Raw genomic sequence first — 16592 nt, 5'->3', positions numbered from 1 at the left:
AAGCAAAACGTTACAAATTTCTACATATAAGTGATAATAAATATCATAACTAAGAAAAATTTTAGTTAAACTTCCTTATAATCATTATCAGAAAATGAATAAATTTTAGGAGCTTATTATGTCAGTTTTAGTTATCGGTGCAGATGAGATAACGCCTATCAAGGCAGTTTTACATGATTTGGGAGCTGAGAAGATAGAACACTGGGATGCTAGAAATGAAAACCGTGTAAATCGCAAGCCAATCCCTCAAGATACTGAGTGCGTGGTGATGCTAACTAGTTTTTTAAACCACAACACGATGAAGACTATTAAAACTCAAGCAAAAAAGAGAAATATTCCAATTGTTTGTGCAAAAAGAAGCGTTAGTTGCGTATTTTGCGAGTACTGCAAGGTCTTTGGGCTAGATAAGGAATTTGGATGCAAAGAATAATCAATGAGATTCGGGCTTTTATCAGATATTGGCGAAATAACTCCAAATATTTTTGCAAAGCTTGATAGGCTTTCACGTGCAAAAATTTTTATTGCACTTTATAATTCTGGTGTAGAAAGTGAGCTAAAAATACCACTTTCTTACGCTAAATTTCTAAATTTCAAAGAAATTTTTGAGGCCAGGATAAATTTCCTGCTTCGCGGAAAATGTCTAAATTGTAAGCCAGCAGATCGCTTTTGTTTTTCATCAAATATCATCATAAATGCTTATTTAAAAGGCGACTTTTCAAAGATCAAATTTATAGCAAAAGAGCCAAAGATGGCGGCTGCAAAGATGATAAAAATGCTTTATGTAAGTGGGAAATTTGAGTTTTGTATCGATGCGGCACAGATGTTTTGTCAATTTGTTTATGATAAAATACGCCTCCGCCATCAAGACAAAGAGGTCATGCTAAATAGCGGTGTCATCTCGGTCAAAAAAGATGGTAAAAATTTGCTCAGTGTCATGCCAAGCTTTAAAAAAGTGAGCTTTGATGATATGAGAAATTTAAACGACGATATAGATAGAGCCGTCGGTGTGCTTGGTCACGAGTGTGAGATGGTTTATATCGTTTTTCCTAGAAATGAGGAATTTAGGCGACACGTTGAGGTTAGACACTGTTGTGCGAGAGGTTTGATCAAGCTTGTGCCTTATACGATTATTAGTAAAATTTTTTAAAAAGGATAAAAATGATAGGTATAGTTTATGGAAGCAGCATGGGAAATACCGAAGATGCAGCAAAACTTATAAGTGAGGGTCTAGGCCTTGAAAATGAGCTTTTAAACGTTGCCGATGTAGACGCAGCAAAACTAAATAGCTTTGATAAGCTCATCCTTGGTACATCAACCTGGGGTAGTGGCGATCTTCAAGATGACTGGGATGCGTTTGACTTTAAAGCGCTAAATCTAAGCGGAAAAACAGTCGCTGTTTTTGGCATGGGTGATAGCGAGAGCTACTCTGATGAGTACTGTAATGGCATGGCAAAGCTTTATGATGAGGTCGTAAAAGCTGGCGCAAATGTAGTTGGTGAGGTTAGCACTGACGGATATACATTTGATGGCTCTGATGCCGTAAAAAATGGAAAATTTGTAGGTTTAGCGCTTGACGCTGACAATCAAAGCGACAAAACTGAGGGTAGAATTTCAGCTTGGATCGAGCAGATAAAACCTTACTTTGCTTAATGTAATTTTAGCTAGATTTTCTAGCTAAAATTTTCATATATCCATAGCCGAGATAAAGCTTTTTATTCTTTCGTTTTGGCTATTGAAAAACTCATCTACCAAGCCATCAAATGCGATCACGCCTTTATCTAAAAACAAAATTCTATCAGCTATCTTTCTAGCAAAATTCATATTATGAGTGACGATGATCATAGACTTTTTCTCTTTTGCAAGAGATAAGATTACCTTTAAAACTTCGGCCTCAAGCTCTGGATCAAGCGCACTTGTAGGCTCGTCAAGCAGTAAAAAGTATGGATTTACAGCTAGTGCTCTAGCGATGGCTACACGCTGCGCTTGACCGCCTGAGAGCCTGTTTGGATAGGTGTCTTCTTTGTGACTAAGCCCCACTTTGGCTAAAAGATCTTTTGCCTCTTTTATCGCTTCGTTTTTATCTTTTTTTTGAACGTAGATCGGAGCTTCAGTGACATTTTGAAGTGCTGTTAGGTGTGGGAAGAGGTTGAAGCTTTGAAAGACCATACCAGTTTTTTTGCGAATTTCTAAAAGTTCTTTTGAGCTAAGCTTCTCTTTAAAATTTACACTCCTATCATCTACCTCTAAAGTGCCACTTTGTGGGATCTCAAGTAAATTTATACATCTAAGAAGTGTTGATTTGCCACAACCAGATGAGCCAACTATCACAGTTGTTTGCCCCTCTTTAAAGCTTGTGTTTATGTTATCTAGCACCAAATGATCGCCGTAAGATTTGCTTATATTTTTAAAATTTATAGCCATTAGACATACCTTGAGACAGCTTTTTCAAGGCTTGATTGAAGATAGGTTAAGAGTGTGCAAACCACTAGATAGATGAGTGCTGCTAGGATGTAGAGGATGAGTGGTTCAAAGGTCCTTGCTGCGATCCTTTGAGCGACCATAAACATATCCACCATCGTTATAGAAGCTGCTAGCGAAGTGTCTTTAACAAGGCCTATAAATGTATTTGAAAGCGGCGGTAAGGAGATCCTCACTGCTTGAGGCGCGATGATACGCTTTAAAATTTGATAGTGCGTCATGCCAAGCGATGTGGCAGCCTCCCACTGACCTTTTGGCACAGAAAGTATGGCAGCCCTTACAGACTCAGATGCATAAGCACCCACGTTTAGACTAAAAGCGATAGTCGCCGCACTCCAAGTATCAAGCGTGAAACCTATGCTAGGAAGCCCGTAAAATACGATAAAAAGCTGCACAAGAAGTGGTGTGCCGCGAAATATCCAAACATAAGTGGCAAATATAAATTTTAAAATTTTTATATTTGAAAGCCTCGCTACTGCTGTGATAATGGCGATGACAAGCCCTAGCGAAAACGAGAGTAAAGTAAGTGGGATCGTCACTTTTAAAAGTGCGATGATCATCGGTAGTGTCGAGCTTGAAACAAGCTCGATCACTCTATCTAAATTTTCCATTTTTGCCTTGTTGGTTTATAAATTTATTTTGAGACGTCTTTGCCAAAGTAGCTTTTTGAGATGGCTTCTAGTTTGCCTTCTTTTGAAAGTTCGTTTAGAGCATTTGAAATTTGCTCTGCAAGTTCGGCGTTGTCTTTCTTAACAGCTGCTGCTGTGTAGTCTTTCTCGTCAAGTGAGGCAGCTATCTTTACAGGCGCGTTTGGACGCTCTTTTATGAAGTCGTAAAATACGATGTTATCTCTTACAACAGCATCTACACGTCTTGATATAAGAAGCTCCATACTTTTCGCATAGCTATCAGTCACAACTAGCTCAGCGCCGTATTTTACGGCTACTTTCGCCCAGTTACTAGTTGCTGAGTCGGCATCTTTTTTGCCTTTTAGATCAACAAAGCTTTTTATATCGTTATTATCTTTTCTAGTGATGATAGCGCCAAATGTTACAGTATAAGGCACTGAAAAAGCATATTTTTTCTTTCTCTCATCAGTTATGCTAACTTGATTAAACACCACGTCCGCTTTACCAGCGTCAAATGCCGCAAGCATCGCATCCCAAGGAGCTGTTAGAAACTCAATTTTTAAATTTAACTTTTGCGCTACTGCTCTTGCGATATCTACGTCATATCCTACAAGCTCATTTTTGTCATTATAAAATGTAAAAGGGGCGTAAGTGCCTTCAGTTGCTACTGTTAGCACGCCATCTTTTATAGTTTTTGCTTGCAAATTTAGAGCCATTGCAAGCACGGCTACTACTTTTAATAAATTTGTAAATTTCATTTTGATCCTTTATTTTGAAATATCTTTTCCAAAATATTTCATCGAAATTTCGCTTATCTTACCCTCGGCTTTTAGCTCATCAAGTGCTTTGTTTATAGCTTCTAGTAGCTCAGTGTTGCCTTTTTTAAGAAGTGCGGCTGTTGGCATCGGCTCGTTACTGGTGTATGCGATCTTTAGCGGTGCATTTGGGCGTTGTTTGATGTAGTCAAAAAATGTGACGTTGTCATTTATCGTATCGTCAGCCCTTTTTGAGATGATAAGCTCCACACCTTTACTAAAGCCATCAGCCACAACCACTGTTGCGCCATTTTTCTCAGCTATCGCTGCCCAGTTGCTAGTTGCAGAGTGCACGCTTTTTTTACCCTTTAGATCAGCAAAACTTTTGATGTTGTTATTATCTTTATGTACGACTATTACGGGATATGGCATAGTGTAAGGCACGCTCATGTCATACTTTTTCTTTCTGTCTTCGTTTATGCTTACTTGGTTAAACACCACGTCCGCTTTACCAGCGTCAAATGCCGCAAGCATCGCATCCCAAGGAGCTGTTAGAAAGTCGATCTTTAAATTTAGCTTCTTTGCCACAGCTTTTGCGATATCTACGTCATAGCCTACTAGCTCGCCCTTTTCGTCATAAAATGAGTAAGGTGAGTAAGTGCCTTCAGTTGCAACTATAAGCTCGCCTTTTTTGATAGTTGAAGCATTTAAATTTAAAGCTAAAAAAGCACCTGCGATAAAGCCAAAAATGGGCTTAAAATTCATTGATTCTCCTTATTTAGAAATGTCTTTGCCGAAGTATTTAAGCGAAATTTCACTTAAAGCTCCTTCTTTGCTAAGCTCATTTAGGGCAAAATTTATCTTAATTAGCAGCTCTTTGTTACCTTTTTCTACGTTATAGCCCATTTGTTCACTATTTGTATGGCATCATCTTTTATGATCTGCCAGTAAGATTTTGTAAAGGCAGAATTTAGCAAACAATCGCACGAATTGCACCAAATTTAAAAAGCAATAGAAATTTTTATACAAAATTCTTTGCAGAAAATTTTTAAGATTTATGCAAATATCGGTCGCAACTGCGAGCTGGGTAGTATTTTGGCGCTATTTTATCACAAAAAAGAGAGCGGCGCCTCACTCCGCTAGAAGTGAGACCGCTAGAGCTTTTACGCCCTTAAAATCAACCTTGCCACTTGCAAGTGTTGGGATATCATCAACGATGAAGATATAGCTTGGCATCATGATCGGAGCTAGGCTGCTCTCTTTTAAAATTTGTTCAATATTCTCAAGCTCTGTGCCACTTTTTACTAAAAGTGCGATCGCTTCACCCTTTTTGCTATCTGGTACATTTGCACTGCTAAAGACGACGTCATTTCCAAGCACCTTTGTAAGCTCTTCTTCGACGCTTCCAAGGCTTATCATCTCGCCGCCTATCTTGGCAAATCTTGAATACCTATCGACGATAAATACAAAGCCGTTTTCATCTATGTGGCCTTTATCGCCAGTTTTATAGTATCTTACGCCGTCAATGTGCGTGATGACTTCGTTTGTTTTAGCTTCGTCGTTTAGATAGCCTTTCATCACTTGCGATCCGCCGATGACGATGAGTCCGTCCTCGCCAGTTTCAAGCTCTTCAAGAGTCTCAGGGTCGATTATTTTTATGATAGTGCCAGGCAGAGGCATGCCAACGCTGCCAGGTCTATTAAATGTAAGCTCTTTTAGACTCTCTTTTTCTAGGATATTTGGCATATTTACAGCAGCCACCGGTGCCGTTTCGGTTGCGCCGTATCCTTCATAAATTTCTATGCCAAATTTTAGCCTAAACTCGTCTTTTATCTCAGGCTTTAGCTTCTCAGCCCCAGCTACGACCATTCTGGCACTTTGAAACATCAGTGGATGAAGCTTTTTGTTTCTGGTGTAGAGCCTAAAAAAGGTCGAGGTACCAAAGATGATGCTAGCGCTGTGTCTTGCAGCCATTTTGCCGATAGTCGCTCCGTCTGTTGGATCAGGCACGCTTACCATTTTTATGCCCTCGCAAAGCGGCATGAGCGTTGTGACTGTTAGTCCAAATGAGTGAAATACTGGGAGTGAGTTTAAGATCACATCATCTTTTTTGAAATTTAAAAGTTCGCTTATTTGCTTAATGTTTGCAAGTAAATTTTTATGGCTTAGCTCGATGCCTTTTGGTTCGCCCTCGCTGCCACTACTAAATAAAATAGTAGCCGTATCCTCTAAGCTCACTGGCCTAAAATAGCAAAGCTTAATAAGCCAAGCTGGAGCAAAAAACGCAGTTAAAAGCGCTAAAAATTTCTCTTTTTTTGAGATGCTAGCTGAGAGATCTTCTGCAAATTTAGCCTTTTCGCTCATCGCATCTTTTAGATCAAAGCCCTTAAGTGCTAGTTTTTCAAGAAATTTGCTAGAGGTGATGACTGTATTTATATCTGCCTTTCTTAGGGCGTGATTTAGCGAGGTCTCATTTAGTGTGTAGTTTAAATTTACGCTCACTTTGCCCATGGCAAGAAGCGCCATATTTACTATTGCTGCGATACTTGAGCTAGGTAGCAAGATGCCTATATTTTTCTCATCTTTTAGCTCTCGTTTGAAAATTTTGATAAAGACTAAAACGGCTGTTATAAATTTCAAGTTGCTTAAATTTAACCCAGTGCTGTCGCTCATGCACTCTTTAAATTTATCCTCTTTTGCGTTATTTAACCATTCGCTTGTTAGTGGTTTTTGCCTTGAGATAAAGCTCTCCCACGATGAAAAGCTAAGCTCAAGCACCTTTTGCTTCATCTTTGCAGCGTTTATAAATGTAGTTATTGGCTTGCCAAAGGCGACGATGATGTCGCGTCTGCCGTTTTTAGAAGTGAGATCTTTGTAAAATTTACTAGCTCTTGAAAAGCTTGAACCCCAAAGGCCACGAAGGTAAAATGGCACGATGCAAATTTCTTCTAGGTCTCTTATGATAAGCTCAAAGCCCTTTTGAAATTCATTTATCTGGCCGTTGTAGCTGATGTGACCCTCTGGGAAAAGTGCGACCACTTCGCCATTTTTTAGGCACTCTCTAACTAACTCGATCGACTCTTTGCTGGCCCCTGCGCCTATTGGGATCACTTTAAAAAATTTAAAAATTTGCTTTAGATACCATTTGTTATAGATCGTTCTATACATGACAAATCTTATGCCCCTTGGGCTTGCAGCTTGAAGCACGAGCCAGTCGATCCAACTGATGTGATTGCCAAGAAGTAGAGCGCCACCACTTTGTGGTAAATTTTGAAGTCCTTCTACAAAAAAGCGGTACTTTGTCTTTAAAAATGGCAACAAAAGTAGCCTTGTAAAAAGATGTGGAAGCTGCAAAATGGCGTAAAAACTACCGATCAAGCAAACAAGCGCTGTAAAGACAAAGAGCCCAGTGGTTGAAATTTTAAAATATACTAAACCTATGCCAATAGCTAAAAATAGCAGCATTGAGACGTTTTGTAAGAAGTTGTTTGCCGCCATTATCTTGCCGGTGGTCTTTTGCGGGGCAAAGTACTGGATCATCGCATTTAGCGGCACTATAAATATGCCTCCAAAAAAGCCAAACGCAAATGAGCTAAGGCTCACTACGCCGATGCTTGAGCCAAATGCGAAAAATAAAAGCGAGAAAAATATACCAATAGCACCCATCGGCACGATACCAAGCTCGATGTGAAGCTTTGACATAGAGCCAGCCACGTATGAGCCAAATGCGATGCCTATGGCGCTTGCTGCTAGAATTGCTTGCACTGCTAGTGAGCTGTCGTCATTAAAAACGGCTTTGTAATGAGCTGGAAAAGCTGCGATGATGATCTGAGAAATTCCCCAAAATATACTAAGCCCAGCGATGCTTAGCCAGATATTTTTATCTGACCTTACTTCTTTTAAATTTTCTCTTAAATAGCTAAGGCGAATATATTTTTTAATATCAAAATTTTCGCTTGTTTCGTCTTTTTCATCGATGCAAGGTAACTTATAGGCAAAATATGCTTCAAGCGCGCTAAATACGACTAAAAAGATGCCAATAGGATAGACGCTTTTTAAGATCTCTTCTGAGTTTTCACCTTGAATGTATAAATTTTCAAATATAAATGAAAATAAAAATGAGCTAAAAAGTATCGCAACAATGGTGAGCGCTTGGATGATACCATTTGCTGTGCCAAGGCGCTCAGGACCGACTAGAGCTTTGATGATGCCGTATTTTGCTGGCGAGTAGATCGCACTTTGAGCGGCTAGTATGAGTGTGAGTGCAAAAGCTACGCCAAAAGCACCTGCAAGATAGCTAAAAAGTACCGCGACACTAATGACAAGGCCAAAAATAGCACAAATTCTTATGACTTTTGTCTTTGAGAATTTATCATTTATAAAGCTTGAGGGCGAAAATAAAAATATAAATGGCAGCAAGATCATTGCGTTTATGACGGCTGTTAGGATAAAAAGTATATCGCCATCGTATGTTTTTAAAAGAACATTTTGTATGGTGATTTTGTGTGCTAGATCGACGCTTGCATTTAAAAATGCGATCGCAAGGTAGGGCAAAAAGCCAGCAACTTTTAATAAACTCATCATAGAAAGACCTTTGTGATTTTAAAAATTTTGTAAATCTAACAGCAAAATATTTAAAATATTATTAATAAAAAACTCTACATTAAATTTGGCAATAAGAATTTTTAAAAAATTTAAATTTTATATGCTTTTGGATAAAATCACGCAATCAAAAAATAGGAAAATTTTATCATGAACTATGAAATAATCGTCGTTGGCGGCGGACATGCAGGTATTGAGGCTAGTCTTGCAGCTGCTAGAATGGGCAAGCAAACTTTACTTATCACGATCTTGGCCGAGCAAATAGGCGCTGCAAGCTGTAATCCAGCTATCGGTGGTCTTGCAAAGGGACATCTTGTAAAAGAGATAGACGCGCTTGGTGGCCAAATGGGACTTACAACCGATGCTGTTGGCATCCAGTTTCGCGTGCTAAATGAGAGCAAAGGCCCAGCTGTGCGTGGTAGCCGTGCTCAGATAGATATGGATAGATATAGAGTTTATATGAGAAATTTGCTTTTAAATACGCCAAATTTAGAAATTTCTCAAGAGATCGCCACTGAAATTTTAAGCCAAAATGGCGAAGTAACCGGCGTTAAAACCCACCTAAATAACATTTATAACGCAAAAAAGGTAATAATTACAACTGGCACATTTTTAAACGGGCTAATCCACGTTGGATTTAACAAGCTAGAAGCTGGCCGCGTGGGCGAGCTAAGTGCAAAAGATCTTAGCGGCAGTCTAAGAGAGCTTGGGCTAAATTTAGGCAGGCTAAAGACTGGGACATGCCCAAGGATCGACGCAAAAACGATAAATTTTGAAATTTTAGAAAAGCAAGATGGCGACGCAAAGCCGGTTGCGTTTAGCTTTAGAACTAAAAATTTCTCACCAACACAGCTGCCATGCTACATCGCCTATACAAACGAAACCACGCATGAGATAATCCGCTCAAATTTCGACAAAGCGCCACTTTTTACAGGACAGATCGAGGGTATAGGACCAAGGTATTGCCCTAGTATAGAGGATAAGATAAACCGCTTTGGTGACCGAGACAGACACCACCTTTTTGTCGAGCCTCAGACCCTTGAAGCGACAGAGTACTACATAAATGGCTTTTCAACGAGCCTGCCATATGAGGTGCAAGTGCAGATGCTTCGCTCTGTAAAGGGCTTTGAAAACGCCAAAATCGTAAGGCACGGATACGCGATCGAGTACGACTATGTCGAGCCAACACAGCTAAAACATAGTTTGGAGACTAAAAAGGTAAAAGGGCTATACTTGGCTGGGCAGATAAACGGCACAACCGGATACGAGGAGGCCGGCGCTCAGGGGCTAATGGCTGGTATAAATGCAGCGCTTTCACTTGAAAATAAAGAACCGCTTATCTTGCGCCGTGATGAGGCTTATATTGGTGTTTTGATCGACGATCTTGTCACAAAAGGGACAAAAGAGCCATATAGGATGTTTACGAGTAGGGCAGAGTACCGCTTGCTTTTGCGTGAGGAAAATGCCATTTTAAGGCTTGGCGGATATGGACATGAGCTTGGACTGCTTGATGATGAGACTTTTAATGAAATTGAAGCTATCAGGCAAAATTTAAAAGATGGACTTGCTTACCTTAACAATACGCAAATTACGCCAAGTAAGCAAAATTTAGAGCTTTTAGCTAGTTTTGATGAAGAGCCAATAAGCCAAAATGTGAGCCTTCAAAAGATTGTCGCACGTAAGAGCTTTACGGCTGAGAAACTAAGAAAGCTTGATGAGAAATTTGCAAATTTAGATGATGCGAGTGTGGATCAAATTTTAACCGAGTGTAAATATCAGCACTACATAAATGAGCAAAAAAATCAGATAGAAAAAATGAAAGATATGATGGATGTAAAAATTCCTGAAAATTTTGACTTTAGAAGTGTTAGTGGCCTTAGTAATGAAGTGGTCGAAAAGCTTGAGAAATTTGCTCCGCCGACGCTCTTTGCTGCGAGTGAAATTTCAGGTATTACGCCAGCTGCGATTGATATCTTACATATTTATATAAAGATGAATGAGAAAAGATTATAAAAATTTTTTAAAAAATAGTTTCTAAAGACATGACGGTAACATATCCATGTATATATTAATACCTTGTTGGATCATTCAGAAATAGTATAATATTCCACTAGCTGTAAAATTTATTAAAAAAATATTTATTCTTAAAAAAAATCATTTTTCATTAATTATATATTTTTTTTGTTCTTCGGTAAAATTATATACCCCAAATTTTTTTATATAGTTTCTTCCAAGAGAGAAATAGTTTGAGGAATAATTTTTACTTATACTTGAAACATATTTCCAGAAAATATCCGACATAAATATCTTATTCAAAATTTGTAGATCTTCTAAGTTGTTGGACATTGCTGCCATACCATTATAAAAATACAAATTTTCATCGTCTGAAATATAGCTTTTAAAATCCTTTCTAGCCAATTGGGGAAATAATAGTTTATATTTGCTTTTTTCTAACGATTGATTTCTTCCAAATGCGTACCAATAAGGATAATTTTTTCCTTGTCCTTTATCTCTTAATGATAGCACATGTTTATTTTTTAATAGGTATTCGTATGCATTAGGATATTTTTTTGAAAGTTTTTCCTCCGGAATTATAAAAAATTGATTCTTTTCATCATAATCATATGGAAAAATAATCTTTTCAATAAAACTGTCAACTTGTTCATTTTTAATTAAAAGATTAGAATTTACGACATTTTTACAAATTTCTTTCTCCACTTTTGTATTAGTATCAATATAATAGTATTTTAAAGTTTCCTTTACCGGCTTAAAAATATAAATGCTGTTTTTTAAAGTAGCAATACCGCTTTTTGTATTATATATATTTCCTAATGGAGTACCAATAGTTTCAATTTTTTCAACTAAAGTTTTATTTTTAAAATACCAGCCATTTTGAGCAGACAACTCACTATACAGATATTCATGATATTTAAAATTATCTTTTAGTTGGGATTTTTTTAATGGCAGATATCTAACCGTATCCGATTGTCTTTTTGACAAAAAACATATTGATGTATATGTCGTTCTTGATCTGAAAATTTGTTCATCTTCAAAGTCAATAATTTTTAAATCTACTTGTTTTTCATGAAAATAGCTTCTTGCTCCTCGCCCATTAAGACTTTTTATAAAAGAGTTTACGGTTATATAACCTAAAATCCCATTTGGTCTTAAAAGATCGAATCCAATTTGAAAAAATGGTATATAAAGATCGGGGTGCCCTGTTTCACAGGTGCTCCATTTTGAAATTAAAGTTTTTGTCTTTTTATCCATGTTTCTAGAACATACATATGGCGGATTGCCTAGTATAATATCAAAACCATTGCTTGTTCTTATTTGAGTATTTTCTTTATACCAATCAAACTCCAAAGAATCAGCACAATACAGATTAAATTCAAATTCTTCATCCTCTCCCCCATGTTTTATTGCAAATAATGATAGTAATATTTCTGATCTTTCTATACTATACGACTGAATGTCTAATCCAAATATATTTTCTCTGTAAATTTCCTTATAGGGCTTACCGGTAGTTTTGTTAATATACTTGGACGCATTTATTAAAAAGCCGCCACATCCACAAGATATATCTGCTATTTTAAAATTGCGTACATCTGCAATATTATCGTGTTGCTTAAATGCTTCATAAGTTATAAATTCTCGAATATCTTTAGGCGTGTAAACTGCTCCATTCACTAATTTGTCTGATGGAGAAATCACAAATTCAAACAGTTCAAGAAGGTATTCGTAAGTAAAATCTCTTTTAACTTCTTCAACCAAAATCATAAACTCTTTTAAAAATTTATACTCATCTCCATCCTGTTCACATATAATTAATTTGAGTATTTTCTTATTATTGTTTACTTTTAGATTATTTAAATACACATATGTGGAAACAAGAAGTCTATTTACAAGAAAAACTTCTTTATTATACTTTTTTAAATAATTAAAAATTTTTTGATTCATTTATGTATTTACCTAGACTAATTGAGGATAAAGTTCATCGTATTTCCATTGACTTGGGGTATGATGGAAAAAATTGGTAATCGATCTAAAATATGGCTCTATAAACAATTTTTGCATTTCTCTCAAAATTGTAATATACACATTTTCTTTTTTTAATTTTTCCCAAGTTTCTGGTAAAAAATTTGAAACTATAAAATCAACTGTCAAAATAAATTCCATAGGATGATACATGATTCTTGGAGAATCTAAAATTAAAACCTGCCCATATTCTTTAACGTGTTCTTTTAATTTGTTTCCACCAAACTGAAAATGATAATATGGATGTACGGTATTTGATTGAGTACCGTCATGTCTATCAAGGTGAATTGCATTCACCAAAATATTACCAGATGACTCACTTAAGCCAAAGATTGTAATATTTAATCCATATGATTCAAAAGGATCTTTGCCGTCAACTAAATTTTGAAAACTACCATGAAGTTTTAAGTCAAATTCTAATTCTAGTATTCCTGTGTTTGTATGGGATAGTCTTTTGGGAAATTTGCCATTGAGCTTTATTCTAATAGGCGGCTTTATCTCATACTTCAAGTCTTTATAATTGTGGATTGTTGATATTGCGGAATCTAAATTTATACATTTTAATCCTTCTTTCTCTAAAAGAGCTTTAAATTCTCGCAGATATTTTATATATTCAGTATAATTCATTGTTTTTTTGCATTTTTAATGGCAAAACTAATACCATCTAACTCGGAAGGATGTGGTTTTATATTTTTTTCCTGCAAAGAATAAGGGTGCAGCAACGCCTCTAATGATATGTATTCGTATTCTTGCCAAGGCTTTGGCTCATTACGAGTATATACTTTAAATCCCTCTATTGGATCAAGCGGTTTTTCCAAAGCTTTACAAACCGTCCAAAACCTGTAGCTAGAATTTCCTTGAATAGGCTCTGGAAAAACAATATTTTTAATACCTTTACTTTTAAAAATCTCAACTTTGTCTTTTGCGCTCAAATATGATAAATAAGTATTTGCTATCTTTTCAAATATCTCATCTATTTTATGCATCCACCATCTATTCCATCCATCCGAGAATACCCCTGTATATTTAGCCTCCTCAAAAAGCTTTTTTACGCTACTCCAGTCTCCGGATTTATCAATATCGATTCCTAATCTAGCAGCCAAGTACTGCTCATTTATCAAAAATCCTTTTACATAAATTAAATCTTTTAATATTACTTGTGCATACTCATGAACAGGAATTATTTCTTCGATTTTAAATCTACTAAAAAATCTTTCATCCAGTGCCTTTATGTTTGTTTGTAGTAAATTTTCAAAGTCTTTTGTTTCGGCTATTTTTTTATACCCATTCGCAAGCGAATATAATTTCTTTGATACCAAATCAGAAATTTGAGTTTTCATAATAAATCTATCAAAAAGATTATTGCTCGTCATGTCTTTAAAATATATGTCTTTTAATTTTGCTTCCGTTGAAAAAATAATAATAGGAATATCTGTTTTTAACTCTCCTTTGGTTGTTAAAGTTCTTATATGCTGGGCAAATTCTGTTGCAGTAAAAGGAAAATTTTTACCATCATAAGGTTCATTGTCTAATCTAAGATCAAGAATTAATCCTTGATATTGACTTATTGTGCCTATGGTGTCTTGTATATTAAATTTATCAAAAATACTTACGTGTTTATACTCAACCAATAATCCTAACTCTTTAGAAGACAGTCTTTCTGCTAATCCTTTAGTCACTTGATCACTTGCATCATCGATATATAAGAACTTAAAACTCATAATACCCTTTCTTCCATGGTAACTCTATTCTAAATGTAGTGCTAAACCCTTCAATAGGTTCTTTTACATATATTATTCCACCATAACCTGTAATAATATCTTTTACTATTTTTAACCCTAATCCAGTTCCTGTCATCTCTTCATAATTTCTTGAAATTTTTCCAACTGGTGCACTTGTTGTAAAAAAAGGATTAAAAACTTTATCACGATTTTCAAGCGGAATCCCATTTCCATTGTCTGAAAACTCTAAGTATACATTCTTTTCCGTACTTCCAATTTCAATATACAAACTACCATTTCCTTTATTAGCTTTTTGTATAGCTTTTCTGGCATTTGTATAAAGATTCAATAAAATAGAAGCCCATTCTGATTTGTGCATTGGGCAAGTATACAGCAAGGCTTGTTTTGTTTCATAATTAAACAATATTTTGCGCTTTATTAAATCATTATGTATGGCCCTTTTAAAAGCCAAAACAGCCGACTCAAGTTCAACTGGCGACAATTCTCTTTGAACATTTTCCGAAATAGTTTCATCAAAATAAGATGTATATGTTGATAGACTTTTAAGATTTTCACGAATCCTATCAGATACCTCATGGCCTCTGCCTGCTTTGTTTATGTACTCTTTAATATTTTCAATATCTGCTTCCAAAACAGCTTGATATTGTTTTATTTCATGAATAAATTCTCCAATTGTTAGCCCTAAAGCTGCTAAAATCCTTAAAAGATTCTTTTCTTCTAATAACTCTTTTTGCTTCTGTATTTGCTCTTCATGAGCTTCTTTGAGTTTTCTTAACTTCTCTTTTATACCATCATTGTCTTCTTTGTAATCGGATGTTTGCTCATCTTCACTAAATGATACTATGTCTTCTAATTCTTCGATTATTTCTGAAATTTTTTCTTCAGGTTCTTTTTTCCAATTTTTTTCATTGGTCCTTGTTTTTACGCCTCTCTCTGAAGCTATTTTGATTGCTGCATCTGTTAAAATTTTATAACCAAAATCCGTTAACTCCACAAAGGCTTTATTTTCAAGCAATCCTTCTCTGCTTGAAAGCTCTTCAAATTTGTCATCCTGTCCATTTATCTCTATAAAACCAAAAAAGTTAATGTTTGCATGAGTAGGCAAGATCGTTCTTCTTCTCACAGAAGCATCTAGGCCCAGCCAGTCATTTGAAATCCCTTTTGTATTTTCACCATAAGGAAGAACTCTAAAGCCGTTTCTATATAATCTTATGCCACCTAGTTCTTTAGCCTTTTCCCTAATAAAAGATTCAATTTGAAATGGTATATCTGAAACTCCATAGACAAAATAATATGCTTTTAGAAAAATATTTCGTATTTCTTTATATGGGTTGTTTTGATTTAAAATAACATTTTTAACACTATAATTTAATTTGCTGCTCTCAATGCTTATTTTAACATACCCATTTTCATCAACGAAACCTGTTATTTCAGCTAAAGCATGTTCAAAAAACATCGTACTGTCATTTGCGATTACTTCAGTAAGGTCACCTTCTTTTCTATTACATATAAGCTTAAATCCTGGATCTTCTGTTTTTAGTTTTACTTTTGCAAGAGGAAAAGGCTGTAAAATTTCAGATGCATATCTATAAACTCTTTTAATCTGAGGCTCTGTCCATTTATCCCTTAAATCCTTTATAATTAATTTTGTTCCGCTTTTTTTCTTTGGCATTCGATCTTTATGCTCTATCTTATTATCGATAAACATTAAATCTTGATCATTTTTAAAATCATCCCAGTTTATAGTTACTTCAAGTGCTTGCTTGGAATCTTCTGTCTGTGTTATTATTGTTAATTGTCTTCCAAGCCTTTGGGCAGCAAAACGACCTATTCCTTTTTGACCGGCTCTTTTTCTTTTGTATATTGGAGAGAACGGATAATGAATTTTATCACTTGATGCTAGTCGCATAAAACCATTTATTAACTGATCTTTGGTCATACCAACACCGTCATCACTAATAATAAGAACTCGACCAACATCAAATGAATCAATAAAGGTTAGTTCAACTTTTATTGCATCAGCGTCATAAGAGTTTTTAACCAGCTCAGATACAGCAGTTTCATGTCTAGCTACAAGTTCTTTGCCTAATCTATTTATTATCCCAGCATCTATAGAAAAACGTATATTGTGTTCATCGAATTTAGATAATTCAGATGATAGTTTTAAAATTTTTGAATAATTTGAGGGTTCAGTCTCAAGGGTGTATTTTAATTCTTCTCTTATTTTATTTTCATCCATTCTATTCTCTCTTTTTAGTATAATTAAGATCGTGAATATTTTATTAAAATAATAATCTAATAATATCATATGTTCTATAAAATAATGATTTGTGAATTAACTAGGTTTT

General features: G+C 35.7%; 14 protein-coding genes. 4 read left to right on the top strand and 10 right to left on the bottom strand.

Annotated features, from left to right (window positions below):
- The first annotated feature begins 118 nt into the window (after nt 1-118).
- Genes CVT17_RS08010 through fldA form a run of 3 tightly spaced genes read left to right on the top strand, consistent with a single transcriptional unit; the run spans nt 119 to nt 1650 of the window.
- Nucleotides 119-430, top strand: coding sequence for a DUF2325 domain-containing protein (locus CVT17_RS08010; RefSeq protein ID WP_002939277.1), 312 nt, complete (start codon nt 119-121; stop codon nt 428-430).
- Nucleotides 431-433: 3 nt separating this feature from the next.
- Nucleotides 434-1147 (top strand): UDP-N-acetylmuramate--alanine ligase, encoded by a 714-nt coding sequence (locus tag CVT17_RS08005; RefSeq protein ID WP_107770606.1) that lies wholly within the window; start codon nt 434-436, stop codon nt 1145-1147.
- A gap of 11 nt (nt 1148-1158) precedes the next feature.
- Nucleotides 1159-1650: a flavodoxin FldA gene (fldA, locus tag CVT17_RS08000; protein WP_107770607.1), complete on the top strand. Its 492-nt coding sequence runs from the start codon at nt 1159-1161 to the stop codon at nt 1648-1650.
- A gap of 33 nt (nt 1651-1683) precedes the next feature.
- Here the strand turns inward: fldA and CVT17_RS07995 are convergent, their stop codons facing one another.
- The 6 genes from CVT17_RS07995 to CVT17_RS07970 all read right to left on the bottom strand — a co-directional run bounded on the left by CVT17_RS07995 (nt 1684) and on the right by CVT17_RS07970 (nt 8446).
- Nucleotides 1684-2421 (bottom strand): amino acid ABC transporter ATP-binding protein, encoded by a 738-nt coding sequence (locus CVT17_RS07995; RefSeq protein ID WP_107858972.1) that lies wholly within the window; start codon nt 2419-2421, stop codon nt 1684-1686.
- Nucleotides 2421-3089: an amino acid ABC transporter permease gene (locus tag CVT17_RS07990; protein WP_107858973.1), complete on the bottom strand. Its 669-nt coding sequence runs from the start codon at nt 3087-3089 to the stop codon at nt 2421-2423. The genes CVT17_RS07995 and CVT17_RS07990 overlap by 1 nt, the downstream gene beginning before the upstream one ends.
- A gap of 23 nt (nt 3090-3112) precedes the next feature.
- Nucleotides 3113-3865 (bottom strand): amino acid ABC transporter substrate-binding protein, encoded by a 753-nt coding sequence (locus CVT17_RS07985; protein WP_107858974.1) that lies wholly within the window; start codon nt 3863-3865, stop codon nt 3113-3115.
- A 9-nt stretch (nt 3866-3874) separates the two neighbouring features.
- Nucleotides 3875-4627, bottom strand: coding sequence for an amino acid ABC transporter substrate-binding protein (locus CVT17_RS07980; RefSeq protein WP_107858975.1), 753 nt, complete (start codon nt 4625-4627; stop codon nt 3875-3877).
- Between the two features lie 9 nt (nt 4628-4636).
- Nucleotides 4637-4768 carry a transporter substrate-binding domain-containing protein gene (locus CVT17_RS07975; protein WP_223315380.1) on the bottom strand — a complete coding sequence of 44 codons (132 nt, stop codon included), beginning with the start codon at nt 4766-4768 and terminating at the stop codon, nt 4637-4639.
- A gap of 225 nt (nt 4769-4993) precedes the next feature.
- Nucleotides 4994-8446 (bottom strand): acyl-[ACP]--phospholipid O-acyltransferase, encoded by a 3453-nt coding sequence (locus tag CVT17_RS07970; RefSeq protein WP_107858976.1) that lies wholly within the window; start codon nt 8444-8446, stop codon nt 4994-4996.
- 168 nt (nt 8447-8614) lie between these two features.
- On the opposite strand from CVT17_RS07970, the gene mnmG reads away from it, so the two are divergent.
- On the top strand, nt 8615-10477 hold the full coding sequence (gene mnmG / locus CVT17_RS07965) for a tRNA uridine-5-carboxymethylaminomethyl(34) synthesis enzyme MnmG (RefSeq protein WP_107858977.1): 1863 nt from the start codon (nt 8615-8617) through the stop codon (nt 10475-10477).
- 141 nt (nt 10478-10618) lie between these two features.
- Here mnmG and CVT17_RS07960 read toward each other — a convergent pair whose 3' ends face one another.
- From CVT17_RS07960 to CVT17_RS07945, 4 genes are read right to left on the bottom strand one after another with little or no spacing between them, the layout of a single operon-like run.
- Complete coding sequence (locus CVT17_RS07960) at nt 10619-12424, bottom strand: HsdM family class I SAM-dependent methyltransferase (protein WP_196373562.1); 1806 nt, start codon at nt 12422-12424, stop codon at nt 10619-10621.
- Between the two features lie 12 nt (nt 12425-12436).
- Entirely contained in the window at nt 12437-13129 is a 693-nt protein-coding gene (locus tag CVT17_RS07955; RefSeq protein ID WP_107770611.1) for a hypothetical protein, read from the bottom strand.
- Complete coding sequence (locus CVT17_RS07950) at nt 13126-14223, bottom strand: hypothetical protein (protein WP_103600574.1); 1098 nt, start codon at nt 14221-14223, stop codon at nt 13126-13128. The genes CVT17_RS07955 and CVT17_RS07950 overlap by 4 nt, the downstream gene beginning before the upstream one ends.
- A complete protein-coding gene (locus CVT17_RS07945) occupies nt 14213-16483 on the bottom strand; it encodes a sensor histidine kinase (RefSeq protein WP_103600573.1) in 2271 nt (756 codons plus the stop codon). The genes CVT17_RS07950 and CVT17_RS07945 overlap by 11 nt, the downstream gene beginning before the upstream one ends.
- Between the last annotated feature and the right edge of the window lie 109 nt (nt 16484-16592).

Source organism: Campylobacter concisus, assembly GCF_003048775.2.
Lineage (GTDB): Bacteria > Campylobacterota > Campylobacteria > Campylobacterales > Campylobacteraceae > Campylobacter_A > Campylobacter_A concisus_I.
This window is presented reverse-complemented; position numbering and strand designations above follow the sequence as displayed.

What these genes read in the sequence shown, in the direction of transcription:
- CVT17_RS07945 (WP_103600573.1), bottom strand. Translation starts at nt 16,483, where the DNA reads ATGGATGAAAATAAAATAAGAGAAGAATTAAAATACACCCTTGAGACT.
- CVT17_RS07970 (WP_107858976.1), bottom strand. Translation starts at nt 8,446, where the DNA reads ATGATGAGTTTATTAAAAGTTGCTGGCTTTTTGCCCTACCTTGCGATC.
- fldA (WP_107770607.1), top strand. Translation starts at nt 1,159, where the DNA reads ATGATAGGTATAGTTTATGGAAGCAGCATGGGAAATACCGAAGATGCA.
- CVT17_RS07955 (WP_107770611.1), bottom strand. Translation starts at nt 13,129, where the DNA reads ATGAATTATACTGAATATATAAAATATCTGCGAGAATTTAAAGCTCTT.
- CVT17_RS07985 (WP_107858974.1), bottom strand. Translation starts at nt 3,865, where the DNA reads ATGAAATTTACAAATTTATTAAAAGTAGTAGCCGTGCTTGCAATGGCT.
- CVT17_RS08005 (WP_107770606.1), top strand. Translation starts at nt 434, where the DNA reads ATGAGATTCGGGCTTTTATCAGATATTGGCGAAATAACTCCAAATATT.
- CVT17_RS07960 (WP_196373562.1), bottom strand. Translation starts at nt 12,424, where the DNA reads ATGAATCAAAAAATTTTTAATTATTTAAAAAAGTATAATAAAGAAGTT.
- CVT17_RS08010 (WP_002939277.1), top strand. Translation starts at nt 119, where the DNA reads ATGTCAGTTTTAGTTATCGGTGCAGATGAGATAACGCCTATCAAGGCA.
- CVT17_RS07980 (WP_107858975.1), bottom strand. Translation starts at nt 4,627, where the DNA reads ATGAATTTTAAGCCCATTTTTGGCTTTATCGCAGGTGCTTTTTTAGCT.
- CVT17_RS07975 (WP_223315380.1), bottom strand. Translation starts at nt 4,768, where the DNA reads ATGGGCTATAACGTAGAAAAAGGTAACAAAGAGCTGCTAATTAAGATA.
- CVT17_RS07990 (WP_107858973.1), bottom strand. Translation starts at nt 3,089, where the DNA reads ATGGAAAATTTAGATAGAGTGATCGAGCTTGTTTCAAGCTCGACACTA.
- mnmG (WP_107858977.1), top strand. Translation starts at nt 8,615, where the DNA reads ATGAACTATGAAATAATCGTCGTTGGCGGCGGACATGCAGGTATTGAG.
- CVT17_RS07950 (WP_103600574.1), bottom strand. Translation starts at nt 14,223, where the DNA reads ATGAGTTTTAAGTTCTTATATATCGATGATGCAAGTGATCAAGTGACT.
- CVT17_RS07995 (WP_107858972.1), bottom strand. Translation starts at nt 2,421, where the DNA reads ATGGCTATAAATTTTAAAAATATAAGCAAATCTTACGGCGATCATTTG.